This window comes from Pedobacter terrae, assembly GCF_036946585.1.
GTDB classification, from domain to species: Bacteria; Bacteroidota; Bacteroidia; order Sphingobacteriales; family Sphingobacteriaceae; genus Pedobacter; species Pedobacter terrae_C.
This window is the reverse complement of sequence record NZ_JAQIIV010000007.1, coordinates 183,434-205,217: the sequence shown is the minus strand read 5'-3', so window position 1 is coordinate 205,217 and position 21,784 is coordinate 183,434. Positions and strand designations below refer to the sequence as shown.

The following is a 21,784-nucleotide window of genomic DNA, read 5'->3' as shown; positions in this document are numbered from 1 at the left end:
TACCTTTGTAAAAACATTAAAATATTCATATTTTGCAAGTTCACACCCTATTCGAAGGAACCTACTCTGTTGACGCCTCAAAGAAGTTTGTACCTTTCGATTCCGCTATACACAGTTATAAAGACAGACCTGCTTCATTATTTATCAATGTTCAGCCTTTTTTGGTTGAGCTGAAAAACGACCTCATCCTTTTTGATACTGGCTTAGGTTTTAGTGATGACCATGGGGAACTGATTTTACATAAAAACATCCGTAATGCAGGTTTCGATCCCACTGATGTGACCAAAGTTTTAATGTCGCACTTACACTATGACCATTCTGGTGGTATGATCCACAAACAAAGCAATGATAAAGTAGAATTAAGTTTCCCAGATGCTGAATATGTAATAAACCGGGGCGAATGGGAAACGGCTTTTAGCAGCACTTCATCATCTTACCATACCGATATTTTCGATTTCGTCCAGCGTAATGCACAATTGAAATTTGTTGAGGGTGATGGTGCTTTAGATGAAACCATCGCTTACGAATTTACCGGAGCGCACTGCCCAAACCACCAGGTTTTCCTTTTGACAGAAAGTAATCAAAAAGTATTTTTTGGTGGCGATGTTTTACCTGAACCTGAAGAACTGGTTAAGAATTTTATCGCAAAATACGATTTCGATGGCCGCAAGGCAATGGAATTACGAAAAGAGTTTGGAAAAAGAGCCGCAGAAGAAAACTGGGAATGTTTGTTCTACCATGGAAAAAGTGCAGCTAGTGGTTTTGTGGATACTGTTGAAGGTGGATTTAAGATTAGGTAGTTTAGGGTTTAGGGTTTAGGGTTTAGGGTTTAGGGTTTAGGGTTTAGGGTTTAGGGTTTAGGGTTTAGGGTTTAGGGTTTAGGGTTTAGGGTTTAGGGTTTAGGGTTTAGGGTTTAGGGTTTAGGGTTTAGGGTTTAGGGTGAAACAGATACTAAAGTGATTTAGTATGATTTGAGTTTAAAAAATCAATATATTTTTATTTCTGTGTGCACTTACGGCGTTCCGCCATCTCGACCGCAGCGCCTGCCCGTACAGGCGGGGAGAGATCTTTGAACTTTGCTGCAACTCTGTTTCTTACATATGCCAAAGTTTTTAAACCCTTCTATTTTTTTACCGCAAAGCACGCAAAGCAAGAACGCAAAGCACACAGCTTTTTTTAACACAGAGCTAACAGAGAAAGCACAAAGTAAACAGAGTTGAACGCTTAACAGAATCACTAAAACCTGGTGTCCCTCTGTGTAAAACTCAATGCTCTCTCTGGTTTGTCTTCTGCTCCATTCAAACTTACATCACTTAGCGCTCCTTCGCGTAAAACTTTGTGACCATCGCGGTTAAACAAAAACGGCATCCTTTTTACCGCAAAGTACGCAAAGAAAAGAACGCAAAGCATACAGCTTTTTTTAACACAGCGCTAACAGAGAAAGCACAAAGTAAACAGAGTTGAACGCTTAACAGAATCACTAAAACCTGGTGTCCCTCTGTGTAAATTCAATGTTCTCCGTGGTTATTTTTCTGCTCCATTCAAACTTACATCACTTAGCGCTCCTTCGCGTAAAACTTTGTGACCTTCGCGGTTAAACAAAAACGGCATCCTTTTTACCGCAAAGTACGCAAAGAAAAGAACGCAAAGCACACAGCTTTTTTTAACACAGCGCTAACAGAGAAAGCACAAAGTAAACAGAGTTGAACGCTTAACAGAATCACTAAAACCTGGTGTCCCTCTGTGTAAATTCAATGTTCTCCGTGGTTATTTTTCTGCTCCATTCAAACTTACATCACTTAGCGCTCCTTCGCGTAAAACTTTGTGACCATCGCGGTTAAACAAAAACGGCATCCTTTTTACCGCAAAGCACGCAAAGAAAAGAACGCAAAGCACACAGCTTTTTTTAACACAGAGCTAACAGAGAAAGCACAAAGTAAACAGAGTTGAACGCTTAACAGAATCACTAAAACCTGGTGTCCCTCTGTGTAAACTCAATGCGCTCGGTGGTAAAAAACTTAACGCTCTTCGCAATTAAACAAAAAAGCCCCGAAAAATATCGAGGCTTTCCTTTTTTCCGAGACTGGAAAAATTATTTTTTAGCTACCAATTTAACAGACAATTCGAAGTTATCATCAATTGCTTTGTCGCCAATGCTATCGAAGAATGATTTTGAACCGTATTTGATGTCGTATTTAGTTCTATCAACAACAATTTTACCAGCTAAAGCTGAAGCTGTACCATCTGCATTAACAGATACAGTTGCAGGGAAGCTTAATGGTTTAGTAATCCCTTTGATGGTTAAATTACCTGTTACGGTTACGTTAGCACCTGAACCTGCAACTTTAGTGATTACGAAAGTTGAAGTTGGGAATTTAGCTGTACCAAAGAAATCATCTGCTTTTAAGTGACCTTCTAATTTAGCGCTACCATCAGCATCTTTGATAGAAGTCATATCGATTACAAAAGTACCGCCAGTTACGCTTTTACCGTTAACAGCTAAGGTACCTGATTGTAAAGCCACGGTTCCGTTGTGAGAACCGGTTACTTTTTTACCAATCCAGGTAATAGTCGATTTTGCTACATCTACAGTATAGTTTACTGGTTTAATAGTTGTAAAAGCTGATAAAGAAACAACTGCAACTAATAAAAAAATTGAAGAGATTTTTAATTTCATTTTCTGGTTTTTTAAAATTTGATACAAATATAGATGAACTATCTATCTCTTGTTGTTGACCTATGTTAAGTTTTTTGAAAAAGATTGATTTATTTTAAATCATGCTATTGACTGTGGGATTATCTTAAGGTTTAATTTGCCTACTTTTTTATGAGAATTTTAAAGCAGAGAGCAGGGGCTTAAAGCGAAGGAGCCTATACTAAGGCAAAGAGTGGGGTTAATATTTGGGGTTTCTGTGCTAACTCCTGAAAAGACAAATAGTGTAAGGTAGAAAACTATTCTAATTACTAAGGATACCGCTTTCTCTAGCTAAGATCAAATGCAGATATGTTATTCTTTTACACCCAGCTAATCGATTTTTTTAATGCCAGCTATCTACAAGTACAAAAGAGTTAAACGGCTTATGCATTTTGGTTTTACCTACAGCCCCTCCTTCCTAAACCTGACAGCAGCGGAAATCCTTTTTGTTGGCACTTACAGTAAAAGATTGCTTCGTCGTTCCTCCTCGCAATGACGATATAACGAGAGAAGAACCACAAAAAGATTAAAGCGCCCGCCTGCGTTACGGGCAGGAATGGCAGGGCTGTAACCCCCGATGAAAAACTGACATTCGTTTTCAAAAAAACTGCAAGCTTTATGAAACGATTCCATAAAACCTGCAGATGAATATGTCTCGTGGAGACACGAACCTAGGCATTTGATATTATCTCAATAGACTGCCACGTCGTTCCTCCTCGCAATGACGATCGGGAGTAATTAGGGCGATGGAAAGTGAACCATTATCCATCTTACCTCTTCCCTTTTACATCCTAAGGAACTATCTCTTCTAAGTAGCTCTCTACCGGAGGACAAGCACAGATCAATGATCTATCGCCATGACTATCATTCACACGACCAACTGAAGGCCAGAACTTGCGCTCTAACACATAAGGAAGCGGGGAAAGCAGCTGTTTGACGACTGTAAGCATGCTCCCATTCATTTGCAGTAATTACTGAAACTGTGTGAGGTGCATTTTTTAGTGGATTATCCGTTTTATCAAAAGTTAAATTCTCTACCTGATCTATTTCTTTTTTAATGGCGATTAAAGCATCACAGAAACGGTCTAACTCATGTTTAGGTTCAGATTCTGTAGGCTCAACCATTAAAGTACCTGCAACCGGGAACGAAACCGTTGGTGCATGGAAACCATAATCCATTAAACGTTTTGCGATGTCAGTTACTTCAATTCCAAAAGCTTTGAATGAACGGCAATCTAAAATCATCTCGTGTGCGCAACGACCTTGAGCACCAGAGTAAAGCACCGGATAATGCTGCTCTAAACGCGCTTTCATATAGTTCGCGTTTAAAATGGCATATTTCGTAGCGTTAGTTAAACCTTCAGCACCCATCATTGCAATATAAGCGTGAGAAATGATCAGGATAGAAGCCGAACCCCATGGTGCAGATGAAACTGCAGAAATAGATTTTCCTTTATCAATATCAACCACGGCATGACCTGGAAGATAAGGAACCAGGTGTTTAGCCACACCGATTGGCCCCATACCCGGACCACCACCGCCGTGAGGGATACAGAAAGTTTTGTGTAAATTTAAGTGACAAACATCGGCACCGATATTGGCCGGACTTGTTAAACCAACCTGTGCATTCATATTTGCACCATCCATATAAACCTGTCCGCCATTAGCGTGAATGGTTTCGCAGATTTCGACAATGCTTTCTTCAAATACTCCGTGTGTAGATGGATAAGTTACCATCAAACACGATAAGTTGTCTTTATGTAATTCTGCCTTCGCTTTTAAATCTTCAACGTCAATGTTACCGTTTTCTAAAGATTTAACCACCACAATTTTCATATCGGCCATTGCAGCAGAAGCAGGATTGGTTCCGTGTGCCGAAGCAGGAATCAACGCTACGTTACGGTGGAAATCTCCCCTATCGTGGTGATAAGCACGGATCACCATTAAACCAGCGTATTCTCCCTGGGCACCAGCATTTGGTTGTAAGCTCATTGCCGCGAAACCGGTAATTTCGCTTAACCATTTGTCCAGTTCGTTAAAAACTGAATAGTAACCCAATACCTGATCGGCTGGGGCAAAAGGATGGATGCGACCGAAGTGAGACCAGGTAACCGGGATCATTTCTGCCGTGGCATTTAATTTCATGGTACAGCTACCCAAAGCAATCATTGAATGGCAAAGTGATAAATCTTTCGCTTCCAACGATTTGATATAACGCAACATTTCGTGTTCCGAATGATGCGAATTAAAAATTGGGTGTGTCAAATAAGCAGAAGTACGTTGTAAAGATTCAGGAATAACGGTTTCGACATTTTCTACAACTTCTACCTGATCGCCCGCAAAGCCTTTTGCTCTTGCAAAGATTTTAGCGATCAAAGTAATGTCTTCGAAAGTGCTTGTCTCATCAACAGATATAGTAACGGTATTACCTATATAATTTAAGTTGATTTCGTTATCTAAGCAATAAGCATGAATGCCACCTTTTAAATCACCCAAATCAAAACGGATGGTATCGAAATAAGCTGAATTTAACTGCTCGTAACCTAAATTATTTAGGGTAGATGCCAAACTGATGGCCAAACCGTGTGTACGCTCGGCTATGGCTTTTAATCCTTTCGGACCGTGGTAAGCGGCATAAAAACCGGCCATAATTGCCAATAATGCCTGTGCAGTACAGATGTTTGATGTTGCTTTATCTCTACGGATGTGCTGCTCGCGCGTTTGCAAAGCCATACGTAAAGCATAATCACCGTGGCTATCGATGGTTACACCAATAATGCGACCAGGGATGTTACGTTTATATTCTTCCTTAGTGGCAAAAAATGCAGCATGTGGTCCGCCAAAACCCATTGGGATCCCTAAACGCTGAGTGGTACCCACAACTACGTCAGCGCCCCACTCGCCCGGAGGCGTTAATAAGGTTAAACTTAAGATATCGGCTACTACGGTTAATTTAATATTTTGACTGTGCAAAGCTGATGCAAATGCAGCATAATCTAAAACTTCACCGTTTCCTGCCGGATATTGAACAATTGCACCGAAAAATTCTTCCGTAGCAGCAAAATCTAAATGGTTTCCGATTACCAACTCGATACCATAAGGATTAGCACGTGTTTTTAAAATATCGATGGTTTGAGGAAAAAGTAATTCAGAAACGAAAAACTTTTTAGCTGCCTGGTTTTTGCGTAAGCTGTATTGCATGAACATGGCCTCAGCCGCAGCTGTACCTTCATCCAATAAAGATGCATTGGCAATTTCCATTCCGGTTAAATCGATAACCATGGTTTGAAAATTTAATAAAGCCTGTAAACGGCCTTGTGCAATTTCTGCCTGATATGGCGTATATTGTGTGTACCATCCCGGATTTTCAAATACGTTACGTAAAATAACACCGGGGGTAATGGTATCGTAATAACCTTGACCGATAAAGCTTTTGAAAACTTTATTCAACAATGAAGTTTGTTTTAAAGCACCAAGATATTCAGTTTCTGATTTCGCTGCCGGCAAATTTAAAGGTTGTTTTAACCTGATTGCCGTCGGAACAGTCTGTTCAATCAGCTCGTCAATAGAATTTACGCCAACAGTTTGCAACATTTCGGCTATATCAGCCTCATTAGGAGCAATATGACGATTTTGAAAATCTTCCTTGTAGTGGATATTTAAGCTCATGCGGTATGAATAATAAATTTGCGTGCAAAGGTAGCAAAAATGCAGCTGTATTTCACTATCAATCAGTGTAAAAAAGGCGTCTTATTTAAGCTGAAACGCGACAAAATAGATAGATTTTATGAGTGTGTAACCGAGGTTAATGTTTATTCAGTTTTGAAAGATAGTTAATTATTTGGAAAGCAACTGCTGTGCTAAAATTTAAGCTTGTTCCCGCCATTCCTAACGATCTTTCTGCTACTTTATGGTGATGCTTAATACGAAACATATATTTCATAGCTAGCAGGATGATTCATATCTACCATTGACAAAATCCAGTGGCACTGGTCGTCATCCGATAGCAATCGGATCTCGCGCATGCGGGAATCTTAACGCCCATACGGGAATCTTAAAACGTTTGAAGTAAGATTCACAATCAAGTTGGGAATGACGATCTCTAGAAGGATGTGATCAACTTAAATTTATCTTTCGTACATAGTGATTTTTTTTACAGCAAATTACCCCTCAGCTTGAAAGCGTATCCAAGTTATTGCGGCGAATGGATTTCCACTGCTGTCGGCTTTAATAACAACAGAAAGTCACAAGGATATAAGATTCAGCAATTAAATTTTAAAAAATCCGACTCAACAAAACACATTACACTCAATTTCAATAACTTAAATGAAAAAATCAAATTCATTAACATATACATTGTTATACTATGTATTTTGTTATACCTTTACCCTATGAACGAAGACTTTATTAATAGATGGATATCGCAGGTTAAAAAGGGAACCTTATCCTTTATTGTGCTCAATGTTTTAAAAAGCGGAAAGGCCTATTATGGTTATGATTTGATTAATGAAATAAAAAAGATTACGGAAATAGAAATTGCCGAAGGAACCTTATACCCGCTTATGAACCGGCTTAAAGATGAAAAACTGATTATATCAGAATGGGTTGAGCAAGAATCGGGCATTCCCAGAAAATATTACAGCATCACACCAGAAGGAAAAAATACGGTGACCAAAATGGAAGAATACTGGCACAACCTGAACAACTCTGTTTTAAAAATTACGAAATGAAATTAAAAGAAATACAATTTAACGATCAATCGGCTGAGCGGATTTACAAAGATTACCTGTACCGAATAAGAAAAGAAGTAAAGGGTCTCAATCAGCCAAACCAGGACGAAATATTGATGGAGCTGAATAGCCACATTTATGAGAACCTGCAGGAAAATCAAACGGGAAATGAAGTAGAAAAATTACTGAATATCTTAGAGAAATTAGGAAGACCTGAGGAAATACTCAAACCACTTGTTGCTGATAAAAAATTGGCAGAAGCGACTAGAACATTTAACCCGATACATGTTTTAAAAGCTTTATTGCTCAATTTAACCAATGGCGTATCTTACATCATATTTTTTATACTGTACCTGTTTCTGTTTGGTTTTGTGTTTTTAATCGGTGCTAAAATATGGAACCCTTCACAGGTAGGCTTTTTTTATAAACCAGATGAAGTTTTCATAATCGGCCTTTCAAAAGGCTTGGTAAACCCTGCCGATGAGCTTCTCGGCAACTGGTTTATTCCTGCAATGGCTATCTCGGCAATCACACTTTACCTTATTATTACTTTACTCCTTAAATTAAAAAGAACATTCAACAAATAATATCATGATCAAAAAATTAATACTCTTTACCATGCTGATAATCCTCGCCCATTTCAGCTTTTCACAATCCTTTGATAAAAACAAGCTGGACGCTTATTTTGACACGCTTTCTAAATACAACAAGTTTATGGGAAGTGTAGCCATAGCTCAAAATGGCCATTTGATTTATAACCGAACACTAGGGTTCGCAGACATAAATGAACAGCAAAAAGCAAACGAAAACACGAAATATCGTATCGGATCTATTTCCAAAACCTTCACAGCCACTTTAATATTTAAAGCAATTGAAGAAAAGAAAATCGGCCTCGATCAAACTATCCAGAAATTTTTCCCGGACATCAAAAACGCTGTTAAGATCACCATTTCGAATTTGCTTTACCACAGAAGTGGCATACCTGATTTTACAGATGACAAAGAGGAATTCCTGAAATGGCACACACAACCCAAAACTGAAAAAGAAATGCTTACCATGATCAGTAAGGGCGGGATTGATTTTGAGCCAGATACTCAATCTGATTACAGCAATTCGAACTATTTACTGCTATCATACATTCTCGAAAAAACGTTCAAAATGCCTTATGCCCAAATATTGGACAAATACATTGCTAAACCTCTTGCCCTGAAAAACACTTTTCTTGGTAAAAAAATAAATTCAAAAAATAATGAAGCCAACTCATACCGTTTTGAAAGAGATTGGAAGTTAGAGGACGAAACTGATATCTCCATTCCAATAGGCTCTGGGGGAATTGTTTCGACCCCGATCGATCTGGTTAAATTTAGCACGGCATTATTCGGAGGCAAAGTGATTTCTTTAAAGAGTTTAGCTCAAATGAAAACCCTTAACGGCAAATATGGCATGGGTATTTCGGCTATTCCATTTTACGATAAGGCGGGTTTTGGTCATTCGGGCAGTATAGATGGCTTCAGTGCTACACTTTCTTATTTTAACGATGGAAATATAGCTTATGCTTTAACCAGTAATGGTACAAATTTCAACAATAATTCCATTTCATTAGCCGTATTAAGTGCTGTCTTTAATAAGGATTATAGTATTCCAGATTTTAAAACAGTTGAGCAAAGTACTACAGGCTTAAATAAATATCTAGGCACCTATGCATCAACTTCAATACCGATCACAATTACCATTACCAAAGACAATACAACCTTAATTGCGCAAGCTACAGGCCAACCGGCAATAAGGTTGAGCTCCAAAGGGAACCATGAGTTTATATTCGAAGATGCAGGCATCATATTAGCCTTCAACCCCGCCGAAAACCAAATGACCCTTAAACAGGGTGGCAAAGAATTTAAGTTTACCAAAGAATAATATAAATTAACTCTTGATTGCAGGTTAGTTTAATACAGACTAATCTGCTATTTCTGTACTTTCCATCCCTCATCTTTACTCAACTTTAATTTATAGGTTTTGGTGATAAAGTTGCTGTTTTTATTGGCTTCTTTATCAAAAGGTTCGAAATCGGTGGTATTCATTTTAAGCGAAACAGTTACTTTGGCCGTACTGGAATTTACCTGCGCAAAATCGACTGGTTTTTCGTCTGACAAAACATATTCAACCACTTTTACCGTAGCCCTGTCGCCATCCTGTTTCAATACCAGAGGACTTGCTTTATCGGTTAAGGTAATCTGATAAACAAAACTACTGTCTTTTGAAAGAAATTTCTTTTTGGCTTCTTTTAAACTCAGGGTAACCAAACCTTTACTGGCCAAAGATTTATATTTTCCCAGTTCGAACATATCGTTTGTACTATTAAATTTCATCTCGCCAAACTTAAACCTGGTGGTCTTATATTCGGGATTGGCTTTTAAATAGTTGGTAATTACTTCAGCTGCCTCATCCTGGTTGATGGTGGTTTTGGTTTTACATCCCGCTAAGCCGATAATGATTAGGGATAAAATATAAATGGTAATTTTTTTCATGAGTAATTGCTTTATGCTTTTTAAAGGTATTTATTTTTTCAATAAGTCTGGTGTCCGAGGTCCGAAAGTCAGAAGATTATTTATTGCTTAATTCAACCTTACACCTTCAACCCTCCTGCCCTCTACCTTTTCTCAAATACTTCAGGTTTGGTAAAACCATTGCCGATAAAATGACCACAACCCCAACCCATCTTAAAAACGAGACCTGTTCCTGCAATACAAAACCAGCCATCATTACGGCTACAGGCAGTTCTGCTGCGCTTAATATCGAACTTATGGCTGTACCAATTCTTGGCACACCTTCAGCATAAAACAAGGGAGGGATTACGGTACCGAATACAGAAATAATCAATCCCCATTTCAATAAACTTCCACCCAAAGCCCCATTAAATAAAAATGCAGGAGGAAAGATCATGAAGATCAGTATACAGGCTCCGGTAATCATAAGCGCACTTTTCTTTAATGGTGCATACTCATTCCCTATTCTGCCGCTCAACAACAAAAAGCCGGCATAACATAGTGCCGCCAGCAAACCAAAACCAATTCCTTTTAAATCCATGCTTCCCAAACTGGTTTCTGCCATTCCACTGGCTAAAACTGTACCACCTAAAACCAATAAAATAGCCACGAACTGCAAACCGGTAGGTTTCTTTTTAAAAATGAGGTATTCCATTAAAATACTTATCCAGATAAACTGCATCAATAAAATAATGGCCACCGAATTAGGCACCAATTTTACACATTGATAGTAAAAAATACTCACCAGACCTGTGCAGGTACCCGCAATTACCATTTGCCACCATGGTGTTTTAGCAGGCAAAGCTTTAGCCTTATAAGTTGAAGTTCTGCTTTGGAAAAAGAATAATACCCACAAAATTACAGCGCCGAAAAAAGCCTGAGCACCGGTAACATCACCCAAAGTGTAACCTTCGTGATAGGCGAGTTTAACAAAAGTAGATAGGATGCCGAAACTGCAGGCACCAAAAAAAACAAGGAGAATTCCTTTTAACATAAATTTTAATATTCAACCGCAAAGGACACAGAGCCTTTCGCAAAGCAGCACAGAGATAATCTAAAATTTATAGCTCTTACTTCGTGTTCTTTGCGCCCTTTTCTTTGCAGTCTTTGCGGTTAAAAACTAAGCCAATTGCTGTAAATATTTTTGAATGGTGGTTTCCAAACCTAAATAAAGTGCATCACTAATTAAAGCATGACCTATTGAAACTTCCAATAAACCCGGGATGCTCTTTGCAAAATAATGCAGGTTGTGCAGATCCAGATCGTGACCAGCATTAATGCCCAAGCCTAATTTATTGGCATGATGTGCCGCAGCAATATAACTCACTACAGCCTTTTCGCGATCGGCAAAATAATTGTGTGCATATGCTTCAGTATATAGTTCAATCCGATCTGTTCCGGTTGCAGCTGCTCCTTCAACCATTTCCACTACCGGATCAACAAAAATAGAAACGCGGATGCCTTCTTTCTGAAAAACCGAAACCATTTCTTTCAGGTAATCTTTATGTTTGATCGTATCCCAACCATGGTTAGAAGTGATCTGTCCTTCAGCATCGGGCACCAAAGTAACCTGTGCAGGTTTGTTGGTCAAAACCAGATCAACAAATTTATCTTCCTTGCAATTTCCTTCAATATTAAATTCTGTAGCAATGGCAGCCTTTAAATCGTAAACATCCTGGTAACGGATGTGGCGTTCATCAGGGCGTGGATGTACTGTGATTCCCTGCGCACCGAAACGTTCACAGTCTAATGCAACCTTAACCAAATCAGGATTATTGCCTCCACGACTGTTGCGGAGTGTAGCAATTTTATTGATGTTAACCGATAACTTTGTCATAAAGCAAAGATAAGGCTTTGCTCCTGTTTATCTTAAACCTTAAAAAAAATTGACTTTTTTTTGCTCATATTTGCTTCCTGTAAATGAAATGAAAGACACCTCTCTATATAAAACTTTAATCGCCCTGATCGCTTTTGTGAGTATATTGGCTCTTTTTGGTGGGGTAATGGAACCCGATTCGGCACTTTATGCATCCATAGCCAAAAACATGGTGCTTCGCAATGATTGGATCAATATTTATGTTCGCGGTGCAGATTGGTTAGATAAACCGCATTTAACATTTTGGCTGACGGCTGCCTCATTTAAAATTTTCGGGATTACGGCTTTTGCCTATAAACTGCCCTCTTTTTTATTTGGATTATTGGGTGCGTGGTACCTTTATAAACTGGCAAAAGATATTTACAACGAAAAAACAGGATTGATTAGTACATTGATTTTTTTGAGCTCGCTGCACATCCTCGTTTCGACCTTTGATGTTCGTGCTGAGGTTTACATTACCACATTTACCTTAGCAGCCATTTATCATTATTATAAAGCGCATCAGGTTTCCTTCTGGCATATTGTTGCAGGTTCTTTTTTCGCTGCATGTGCCATCATGATTAAAGGCATATTTGTACTAATCCCCGTTTTTGGTGGCTTTATCATTTATTGGTTACTAACCAAACAGTTCAAACAATTGTTAAAACCCAAATGGTGGCTAGCCATTATACTAATTTTCATTTTTATCATTCCGGAATTATATACTTTATATATACAGTTCGACTTGCATCCTGAAAAGGTCGTATTTGGGAGAACCGGCGTTTCAGGCTTAAAGTTCTTCTTTTGGGACAGCCAGTTTGGTCGTTTTTTTAACAATGGACCAATAAAGGGCAAAGGTGATATTTCATTCTTTTTACATACTACGCTATGGGCATTTCTACCCTGGTCAATACTGTTTTACACCGCTGTGGTCAGTCTTTTCAAAAAGAAAAACAGGGTAAATTTACCTGCAGAAAGCATCATGATCTGGACGAGTGCAGCCATTACCTTTTTATTGTTTTCACTTTCGAAATTCCAGTTGCCGCATTATATTTTGATCATCTTGCCACAGTTCGCCATCATTACGGCTTTGTATATACAGAAACTGGAGGGCAAAAGTTTAAAAGTGTTTTTTACCATCCAAAATGTACTGGCCGTGTTAATTGTTTTGATTTTATCTGCTGTTGCTGTCTTTTTTGGGTTTAAAAACCATTATGTGGCAATTACCGTTTTAGTTATTTTATTAGCAGTTTCCTTTTTAATTTTCAAAGGATTAAAAACTGAAAATTTACTGGGCAGAAGTGCGATGATTTCAGTTGGCTTAATGATATTTCTATCGGTATTTTTCTATCCATCGGTGTTGAAATATGAATCAGGCATGGAAGCGGGAAATTGGTTAAAAGAGCATTACCCTGGGGTCAAAACTTCGGTATTAATGTACGCGGATGCATATTCATTCGATTTTTATGCCAATGGCGACCCAAAATACTTTTGGAGCTACGAGGAGCTGAATAAATCGAAAGATGAAAAGAACCTGGTGATTTACACTCCAGAATCTGAACTGGCGAAATTGAAAAAAGAATATGGCGCTGAAGTGCTAAAATCTTTCGAATACTATCACATCACTAAGCTTACCCCAAAATTTATCAACGCCAAAACTCGTCCTCAACTGTTAGAACATTTTTATCTGGTTAAATTGCATTAAAATGGATTTATTCTTCCGCATTATAAAATTTGGATTGACGGGACTGCTCGGAATGGCGATTGATTTTGGCGCAACCTGGTTGTGCAAAGAGAAAATCAAAATCAATAAATACATTGCTAATGCCATTGGTTTTACTTTGGCCGTAACCAACAATTACCTCATCAATAGAATATGGACATTCCAGAGTACCAATAGCCATTGGGGGACTGAATTCAGTAAGTTTTTGGTAGTGAGTTTGATCGGATTAGGCTTAAATACCTTTATTATTTACTTATTCCACCAAAGGAAAAACGGAACCAACTTTTATGTGGCTAAATTTTTTGCCATTGTAATCGTATTTGTATGGAATTTTTTAGCGAATATGCTGTTTACATTTAAGTAGTTACCAGAAAGACCCTGAAACAAATCCGATAGCTAGCTATCGGATCAGTATGACGGTCAGCTAAAGATTTTACGCAACTGGCATGGACTAACGAACGAATGGCAAATGAACAAATAAACTAATTACGAAACATTTTTGCCAATAAAGTAGAACACAACAAGCCATATTAATCCTTTAATCAGGAAGAATAAAAACCCCACTAGCCCTACCCGCTTAAACCATAATTTTAATTTTTCTTTGTTCATGGCGATGTTTGTAAAGATAATGGATTTGGCTTAAATTAGAAAGATTTTAAATAAGGAAATATGAGGTTATCTAAATCCATGCTACTCAGCATTTTTTGTATCTGCTTTCTCTGTGCTGAAATTTTTGCGCAAAACTTTGAAGATATAAAACGCTATAAAGTAAGTTTTGGCCTTACTACGCGTAACAATGAACAATTGATTGCCCTTAGAAGCTTTTCTGCCAATAATCAAAAATATTTATTGCTGGTAAACCCTGAAACCTTAGATACCAAAATAGATCTGGCAAGTAATTATAACACAAGAAGCCTACAATATTCCAATGTACTCGCCATTTTTAAAAACACAGCTTATATCAAGTCTTTGGAAGCAGCGGCAGCTAAAGATTTGCAACTTCAAAATGCCGGGATTGATCACGCCATTCCTGGTGAGAAAGGCATTACCTTAACCATTGATCTTTGTCCTTCGCATAAGGCTTTAGACCGCATTATTTTCCAATCGGTTTTTGATGAATTTAAAAAGACGGAACAGCAAGCACCACTTGCGGTATCTGTTTCGGGTAAATGGATGTTAAAACACCAAGATGACCTGAACTGGTTAAAAAGTTTAGTTAAGAATAAGGAACTGAACATTACCTGGGTAAACCATACTTACAATCATGAGGTAAATAAACTGCCATTGGCTGAAAATTTCCTATTGGCACCTGGAACCATTTTGGATGTAGAAGTATTGGAAAATGAAAAACTGATGTTAAAAAATGGCTTAACGCCTTCGGTATTTTTCCGTTTCCCGGGATTGGTGTCGGATAAAAAAATTGTTGAAAGAATTGAAGCCTACGGATTAATTCCAATCGGAAGCGATGCCTGGTTAGCCAAAGGACAGCAACCCAATTCGGGCAGCATTGTACTGATCCACGGCAATGGAAATGAAGAAATAGGCGTGAAAGATTTTATACAGTTATTAAAAATGAAACAGGCTGACGTTAAGAATAAGCAATGGTTGCTTTTTGATTTAAGGCGGGGTTTGGAGAAAGAATTTGAATAATCTATCTTTTAACCGCAAAGGACGCAGTGGGATGGCGCAGAGCACGCAAAGCCAATTATTTTCGTCATTGCGAGGAGGAACGACGAAGCAATCCTACAACGATCGCTACCCTGGAATAGATTGCCTGCCTGCAGCAAGGTAGGCTTCCCCGTAAAGTCGGGGCAGGCTGTCTGCTGAAAAAGCCTTCTCGCAATGACGTATTTTATCTAAACTATTTTCTAACCGGCAATAACTTTATCTCTTTCGCTTTAAAGCGGTTATTTACGATTTCGCCGGTGACTTCTGCTTTACTTACCGCATTGCAAAAACCATGTTCACCATGTGCATCGCCAAAATCATCGATGCCTTTGCCATCTATAAAATAAGGTTTGCCATCTATTTTAACAGCCAGTTCACAATCTTTACCTTTCATTTTAAACTGGCATTCGCCGCAGGCAATATCTACCACCTGTTTGTTAATTACTTTTGCAGTTGCATTTTTTTGAGGACTGGTTTGCGCATTTACAACAACTGAAAATACACCAAGTAAAAGGGTAAATATTAACTTTTTCATCATTTTATTTTTTCAAAGGTAACGAAACCTCGCAGGTTTTAAAACGGTGGGTTTTGCGTTAGGGATTGGAAGGGGTCAGTACCGATCCTACATCGGTACCGAAGCAAAGCGCAGCCCCTGAAAAGCCCGCCCCTTGCGTAGCTTGGGGGACGCCCAAATCGCTATAAATTTGAATTGCTCCTTAATAGATCCTGAAATAAATTCAGGATGACGTTATGCACTAAAAAAACCTCACGGGTTTATATATAAAAAAGGGACATGCAAATTGCACATCCCTTTTATTATTTGTTTTTATGTTAACTGCTAACTAGAAACTGTAAACTGAACTAGTACCTGTAAGTATCTGCTTTGAATGGACCTTCAACCGGTACGCCGATATAATCAGCCTGGTGTTGATCCAAAACATCTAATTCTACACCGATTTTTTCTAAGTGTAAACGGGCAACTTTTTCATCTAAATGTTTAGGCAAAGTATATACTTTGTTTTCGTAAGCTGCAGTGTTGGTCCAAAGCTCTAGTTGAGCTAACGTTTGGTTGGTAAATGAATTACTCATTACAAAACTTGGGTGACCAGTCGCACAACCTAAGTTAACCAAACGACCTTCAGCAAGAACGATTACATCTTTACCATCGATGGTATATTTATCAACCTGAGGTTTAATTTCCACTTTGGTATCGCCATAAGCGCCATTTAACCAAGCCATATCAATTTCGTTATCGAAGTGACCAATGTTACAAACAATCGCTTTATCTTTTAATGCCCTGAAGTGTTGCTCACGAACGATGTCGCAGTTACCAGTTGTAGTAACTACAATATCTGCTTCTTTAATGGCATTAGCTAATTTTTTTACTTCATAACCTTCCATTGCAGCCTGCAAAGCACAAATCGGGTCAATTTCAGTTACAATAACGCGTACACCTTGTGAGCTTAACGACTCTGCAGAACCTTTACCCACATCGCCATAACCGCAAACAACAGCTACTTTACCAGCCATCATGACATCGGTAGCACGACGGATCGCATCAACCAATGATTCGCGGCAACCGTATTTGTTATCGAATTTAGATTTGGTAACCGAATCGTTCACGTTAATTGCAGGTAAGTGCAAGGTTCCGTTTTTCATTCTTTCGTACAAACGATGAACACCAGTCGTCGTTTCTTCTGATAAACCTTTAATACCTGCAATTAACTCAGGATATTTGTCAAAAACCATATTGGTTAAATCACCACCATCATCTAAAATCATGTTTAATGGCTGTTGCTCCGGACCGAAGTGTAAAGTTTGCTCAATACACCAGTCGAATTCTTCTTCGTTTAAACCTTTCCAGGCATAAACCTGAATACCCGCAGCAGCAATTGCAGCAGCAGCGTGATCTTGTGTAGAAAAAATATTGCAAGATGACCAGGTAACTTCAGCACCAAGGGCCACCAATGTTTCGATTAATACAGCCGTTTGGATGGTCATGTGCAGACAACCTGCAATACGCGCACCTTTTAACGGTTGTGATGGACCGAATTCTTTACGTAAGCTCATTAAACCTGGCATTTCTGCTTCGGCTAATTCGATTTCTTTACGGCCCCATTCTGCCAGTGAAATGTCCTTAACTTTATAAGGGATATAGGTTGTCTCTACTGATGACATAATTATTTGTTTTTAAATGTGATGCAAAGTTACGGCATCCCTTTGTGAAAGTCAAATAATTAAAGGGTAACAGGGTAGGATGATTGTAAAATATTGATGCATTTGTTTATACTTAAGTTCAAAATTTCGCGTCTTTTTTTTGGAAAGCAGGTCCAGTGGTTCTTCGTTCAGGTTCGGTCCTGCCATACACTGTAGCTCCGATGATGAATCGGAGGCTGCCGTTCCTGTCAGGTTTAGATTACTCAGGTCTGTAGCATATATTCCCAAAGAAGTCAAGTTAACCTTGTACGGTGCGAATAAAAAACTTGACTTTTTTAAATAGTAGAAACAGAATTTAGTATGGTTGTATCACTCCCAACCTCACAATATAACTCTATAATCCCTTAATCAGTGTAATCAATCGCAAAGCGAAAAAGCAATAAATCAAACCGCAGGTTACTTCCACCGCCATTCACCGGCAATGGTTAAAGGTTCTTTTAAGTTCTGAGATTCTAAAAATGCCCTCAACTCTTCTTCGCCCTGCACACCTACTGGGATTTTCGGTGTATTGGCTAATGCATAAGTCAACATCGCACTATAACGTACCGTATTTTTAAGCTCCTGTTCATCAACCAGTTTAAAGCTATCGCCATCTGAATGATAAAACGGTCCGGAATTGTTTGGAAGTTTACCGCCGAAGCCACCGCCTGTAGGGATCCCTTCCAACATAAAAGGTTGATGATCGCTATGCAAACCTGCACCGGCATTAAACATATTTTTAAATCCAGTGTCTATTTTCACGATATCAGCTCCCCAGGCCATAAATAGATCTTTCATTTCAGCTCTCGAGGTAGAAAAACCTTTCGGGTCGTTGGTCATGTCGTAGTTCAACATAAATTTCACCTGGTTTAAGGTTTTATCCTTTTTAGCCTGATCGATGTATGCTTTAGATCCTAACAAACCTTGCTCCTCACCCATAAACAATACAAACTCCACCGTACGTTTGGTTTTTAGATTCAGCTTTTTAAAAGTCCGGGCCATATCCATAATAGCGAATGAACCAATTCCATTGTCGATGGCACCAGTTGCTAAATCCCAGCTATCCAAATGTCCGCCGACAACAATTTTTTCTTTAGGCATTTCTGTTCCTTTAAAGGTGGCCACTACGTTTCTGGCCTTGATTAAACCAGAAAAATTCGTCATGGCGATATGCGCCATTTGTGACTGCGATTTAATCTGCTCTTTCAAAGCCATTCCATCTTCTAAACCGATACAAACTGCTGGTATTGGGATCAATTTACCTGTTACTGAAGCCGTTCCGGTTAAAAGCACACCATCTTTTACCGTGTTGATGATAATGACACCAATGGCACCATATTTTGTAGCAATAGCGGTTTTTTCTGAACGATGTAAAGACTTTGTGCCTGCAGAAGAGCCAGGCAGTACACCCAGATAAATTAAAGCGATTTTATCTTTAAACTTTTCAGGACTGGCCTGATAATCTGCTTCTAATCCGTTGCCAGCATCCACAATTTCGCCAGTAACATCAGCACTCACTGGGGAATGCGCCAACGTAACGGCTTTTATTTTAGTTAGGCTGTTTCTATCATTACCAATTTCTACATTGATGGTTTTTCTTGCCCAGCTTTCTACTGCAAAAGGCTCGAATTTCACCTCGCAACCATAAGATTTTAATAAATCGAATGCATATTGCTCTGCTTTTGCGCCATTTGCAGAACCTGTTAAACGGTGACCGATGGTTTCGGTTTCATATTTTAGGGTTTGGTAAGCTCTTGAGTTCTGCTGTACATCAGCGTTGATTTTGGCAAAAACATCTCCGAATTTATCTTGCGCGTTGGCAAAAAAAATGGCACAAAGAAGAGCGGTAGTAAAAAGGTATTTCATTAGGTTTAGCTATAGGCGTTGAAAGTACAAATTTTCGGTAGAGATTACCAGCTGTAACGTTTATTTTGCTCAATCGAGTCGTCATACTGAACTTCCGCCCGGCCGGTCGGACGGGGGTTTCAGTATCTAATTTGATGTTCTTAAGACCCTGAAATAAATTCAGGGTGACGACCATTATAAAAGAATCCCATTAAGATTATAACTCTTTTACATGCACCTTTTTCTTTGGAAAAACCAACGAAGCCACAATGCTAATTACCAAAATGCTTAAAATTACAATCAGCGAATGCTCGGTAGTAAAACCCCATTTTTCCAGATAGGTGTGCGCCAACATTTTCACACCAATAAAGGCCAGTAAAAAAGCTAAACCAGTTTTAAGATAATGGAATTTATGAATAATATTTACGAGTAAGAAAAACATAGACCGCAAGCCCATGATGGCAAAAATATTGGAGAAAAATACGATATAAGGATCTTTGGTTACGGCAAAAATAGCCGGAATAGAATCCACCGCAAATAAAAGATCGGTAAATTCCACAATCAGCAACACCAAAAACAATGGTGTAACCATTCTTTTATGGTTTATTTTAACAAAGAAATTTTTACCCTCGTATTTTGGATGAATGGAAAATATTTTTGAGGCCCATTTTACCACAGGGTGGTTTTCGGGATCAATTTTATCATCTTCCTCTTTGCTGAAAAACATCTTCACGCCAGTAAATACTAAGAAAGCGCCAAAAACATATAGGATCCACGCAAATTTGGTAATCAGCGCCGCCCCCACAAAAATGAAAATGAAACGCATAATAATCGCGCCCAATATTCCCCAGAACAATACGCGGTGATAATATTTTTCCTCAACCGCAAATGCCGAAAAAATGAGTACAATTACAAAGATGTTGTCTACCGAAAGTGCATATTCAATAACATAGCCCGTTAAAAATTCGAGCCCCAGATTTTGCTTATAAATTGCTAAACTGCCTTCAAAATCATTTGGAATTAATTTAATATGGTGCTGATGCAGCGTTACAATTTCTTGAAGGTGGGCAAAATCCCTTATTCCGTGCAACTGATGTCCCTCAACCAGCAGGATAAAATAAAATCCTATGGCCAGGGCCACCATAATGACGCTCATGATCCCAGCTTGTTTTAAGCTCACCACATGCTCTTTCCTGCTAAAAAGACCAAGGTCTAAAGCCAGGACAAGTACAATAAAAAGCAAAAAGCCTAAGCTGAAAAGTAATTCGTTACCCATTATTTTTTACGTTCAGTGGTATACAGTACAAGTTGTTCTAAACCTGTTCTGGCTTCGCCTGCATCAAAGCTATGCAGAATCTCAAAGGCTTCATTTTGGTAATCCAACATTTTCTGATTTGCATAATAAACACCTTCATGCGCATTTACAAAATCAATAATCTGCTGTATTTTAACCGGATCGTCCTGGTGATTTTTGACCAGGTTGATCATTTTTTTACGTTCTGTTTTCTCTGCTTTATTTAAGGCATAAATTAAAGGCAGGGTTACTTTCTTTTCTTTAATATCAATGCCCAAAGGCTTACCTACGTCATCTGTCCCAAAATCGAAGGTGTCGTCTTTAATCTGAAAAGCAATGCCAACTTTTTCACCAAACAGGCGCATTTTTTCTATCGTTACATCATCAGCACCTGCCGAAGCTGCACCCGCAGCACAGCAGGAAGCAATTAATGAAGCTGTTTTCTGGCGGATCACCTCAAAATATAAATCTTCCGAAATGTCCATTCTCCTTACTTTTTCCACCTGTAATAGTTCACCCTCACTCATCTGTTTTACCGCTTCTGATACAATCTGTAACAAACGGTGTTCGTTATTGTTTACCGAAAGTAGTAATCCCTTGGCCAGCAGGTAATCGCCAACCAAAACGGCAATTTTATTTTTCCATAAAGCGTTGATAGAGAAAAAGCCGCGTCGCTCATAAGCATTATCTACCACATCATCATGTACCAAAGTGGCCGTATGCAAAAGTTCTACCAAAGCCGCCCCACGGTGGGTCGATTCTGTAATTCCGCCGCACAGTTTAGCTGCAAAAAACACGAACATCGGCCGCATCTGTTTGCCTTTTTGCTTTACAATATAATGGGTTATCCTATCCAGCAACGGTGCGTCGCTGTGCATAGATTCCTTAAAGGTTTTTTCAAACGCTTTAATATCAGCAGCTATAGGTGTTTTTATCTGTTCGATTCCCGGCATTAAGTCGAAAAATTTTGATTGCAAACTTAAGTTAATTTCCCATAAAAAGGTAATCTGCCATCTTATTATTAAGGATTTGGAAAACCACGGGCAGTGAGCTTTAATCTCTTTAGTCCTGCTATTGCCCATAGTCCTCGCCCTCATGCTTCAGGCTCTGGGCTATTTGGCGCTATCAGGTTTAGCGCGATGGAGAACGTGCAGGTAAAAAGGCCGACTCAAAGTGACAATTAATTCACACAAAAATTAGCTTTATTTAAATTCAAATTTTACATTTAAACCAAC

16 protein-coding genes and 1 pseudogene are annotated in these 21,784 nt (G+C 38.8%); 7 read left to right on the top strand and 10 right to left on the bottom strand.

Annotated features, from left to right (window positions below):
- Positions 1-32: 32 nt before the first annotated feature.
- A complete protein-coding gene (locus PGN18_RS12440) occupies positions 33-800 on the top strand; it encodes an MBL fold metallo-hydrolase (RefSeq protein WP_335319818.1) in 768 nt (255 codons plus the stop codon).
- 1,292 nt (positions 801-2,092) lie between these two features.
- On the opposite strand, the gene PGN18_RS12435 is transcribed toward PGN18_RS12440, so the two are convergent.
- Both PGN18_RS12435 and gcvP read right to left on the bottom strand, forming a co-directional pair.
- Positions 2,093-2,677 carry a YceI family protein gene (locus PGN18_RS12435; protein ID WP_335319817.1) on the bottom strand — a complete coding sequence of 195 codons (585 nt, stop codon included), beginning with the start codon at positions 2,675-2,677 and terminating at the stop codon, positions 2,093-2,095.
- Positions 2,678-3,486: 809 nt separating this feature from the next.
- Positions 3,487-6,364, bottom strand: a pseudogene (gene gcvP, locus PGN18_RS12430) (aminomethyl-transferring glycine dehydrogenase).
- 722 nt (positions 6,365-7,086) lie between these two features.
- Between gcvP and PGN18_RS12425 the strand changes: the two are divergent.
- Genes PGN18_RS12425 through PGN18_RS12415 form a run of 3 tightly spaced genes read left to right on the top strand, consistent with a single transcriptional unit; the run spans position 7,087 to position 9,339 of the window.
- Positions 7,087-7,425, top strand: coding sequence for a PadR family transcriptional regulator (locus tag PGN18_RS12425; RefSeq protein WP_335319816.1), 339 nt, complete (start codon positions 7,087-7,089; stop codon positions 7,423-7,425).
- A complete protein-coding gene (locus PGN18_RS12420) occupies positions 7,422-8,012 on the top strand; it encodes an HAAS signaling domain-containing protein (protein WP_335319815.1) in 591 nt (196 codons plus the stop codon). Before PGN18_RS12425 ends, PGN18_RS12420 begins: the two co-directional genes overlap by 4 nt.
- A gap of 4 nt (positions 8,013-8,016) precedes the next feature.
- Entirely contained in the window at positions 8,017-9,339 is a 1,323-nt protein-coding gene (locus PGN18_RS12415; protein ID WP_335319814.1) for a serine hydrolase domain-containing protein, read from the top strand.
- Between the two features lie 47 nt (positions 9,340-9,386).
- Here PGN18_RS12415 and PGN18_RS12410 read toward each other — a convergent pair whose 3' ends face one another.
- The 3 genes from PGN18_RS12410 to PGN18_RS12400 form a co-directional block, all read right to left on the bottom strand.
- The gene (locus PGN18_RS12410; protein WP_335319813.1) at positions 9,387-9,950 is read right to left on the bottom strand and encodes a hypothetical protein; all 564 of its coding nucleotides are present in this window, start codon (positions 9,948-9,950) and stop codon (positions 9,387-9,389) included.
- 106 nt (positions 9,951-10,056) lie between these two features.
- On the bottom strand, positions 10,057-10,962 hold the full coding sequence (locus PGN18_RS12405; protein ID WP_335319812.1) for an EamA family transporter: 906 nt from the start codon (positions 10,960-10,962) through the stop codon (positions 10,057-10,059).
- 126 nt (positions 10,963-11,088) lie between these two features.
- Positions 11,089-11,805, bottom strand: a complete 717-nt coding sequence (locus PGN18_RS12400) for a pyridoxine 5'-phosphate synthase (protein WP_335319811.1) — start codon at positions 11,803-11,805, stop codon at positions 11,089-11,091.
- Between the two features lie 88 nt (positions 11,806-11,893).
- Here PGN18_RS12400 and PGN18_RS12395 point away from each other — a divergent pair, with 88 nt between their 5' ends.
- From PGN18_RS12395 to PGN18_RS12385, 3 genes are all read left to right on the top strand, one after another.
- Complete coding sequence (locus PGN18_RS12395; protein ID WP_335319810.1) at positions 11,894-13,528, top strand: ArnT family glycosyltransferase; 1,635 nt, start codon at positions 11,894-11,896, stop codon at positions 13,526-13,528.
- Between the two features lies 1 nt (position 13,529).
- Complete coding sequence (locus tag PGN18_RS12390) at positions 13,530-13,910, top strand: GtrA family protein (protein ID WP_335319809.1); 381 nt, start codon at positions 13,530-13,532, stop codon at positions 13,908-13,910.
- Between the two features lie 305 nt (positions 13,911-14,215).
- On the top strand, positions 14,216-15,196 hold the full coding sequence (locus tag PGN18_RS12385; RefSeq protein ID WP_335319808.1) for a polysaccharide deacetylase family protein: 981 nt from the start codon (positions 14,216-14,218) through the stop codon (positions 15,194-15,196).
- Between the two features lie 211 nt (positions 15,197-15,407).
- On the opposite strand, the gene PGN18_RS12380 is transcribed toward PGN18_RS12385, so the two are convergent.
- The 5 genes from PGN18_RS12380 to PGN18_RS12360 form a co-directional block, all read right to left on the bottom strand.
- Positions 15,408-15,752: a DUF6370 family protein gene (locus PGN18_RS12380; protein WP_335319807.1), complete on the bottom strand. Its 345-nt coding sequence runs from the start codon at positions 15,750-15,752 to the stop codon at positions 15,408-15,410.
- Between the two features lie 323 nt (positions 15,753-16,075).
- A complete protein-coding gene (gene ahcY, locus PGN18_RS12375) occupies positions 16,076-17,392 on the bottom strand; it encodes an adenosylhomocysteinase (protein ID WP_335319806.1) in 1,317 nt (438 codons plus the stop codon).
- A gap of 435 nt (positions 17,393-17,827) precedes the next feature.
- On the bottom strand, positions 17,828-19,276 hold the full coding sequence (locus PGN18_RS12370) for a M20/M25/M40 family metallo-hydrolase (protein WP_335319805.1): 1,449 nt from the start codon (positions 19,274-19,276) through the stop codon (positions 17,828-17,830).
- Between the two features lie 196 nt (positions 19,277-19,472).
- The gene (locus tag PGN18_RS12365) at positions 19,473-20,531 is read right to left on the bottom strand and encodes a TerC family protein (protein WP_335319804.1); all 1,059 of its coding nucleotides are present in this window, start codon (positions 20,529-20,531) and stop codon (positions 19,473-19,475) included.
- Positions 20,531-21,502, bottom strand: a complete 972-nt coding sequence (locus tag PGN18_RS12360) for a polyprenyl synthetase family protein (RefSeq protein ID WP_335319803.1) — start codon at positions 21,500-21,502, stop codon at positions 20,531-20,533. Before PGN18_RS12360 ends, PGN18_RS12365 begins: the two co-directional genes overlap by 1 nt.
- Between the last annotated feature and the right edge of the window lie 282 nt (positions 21,503-21,784).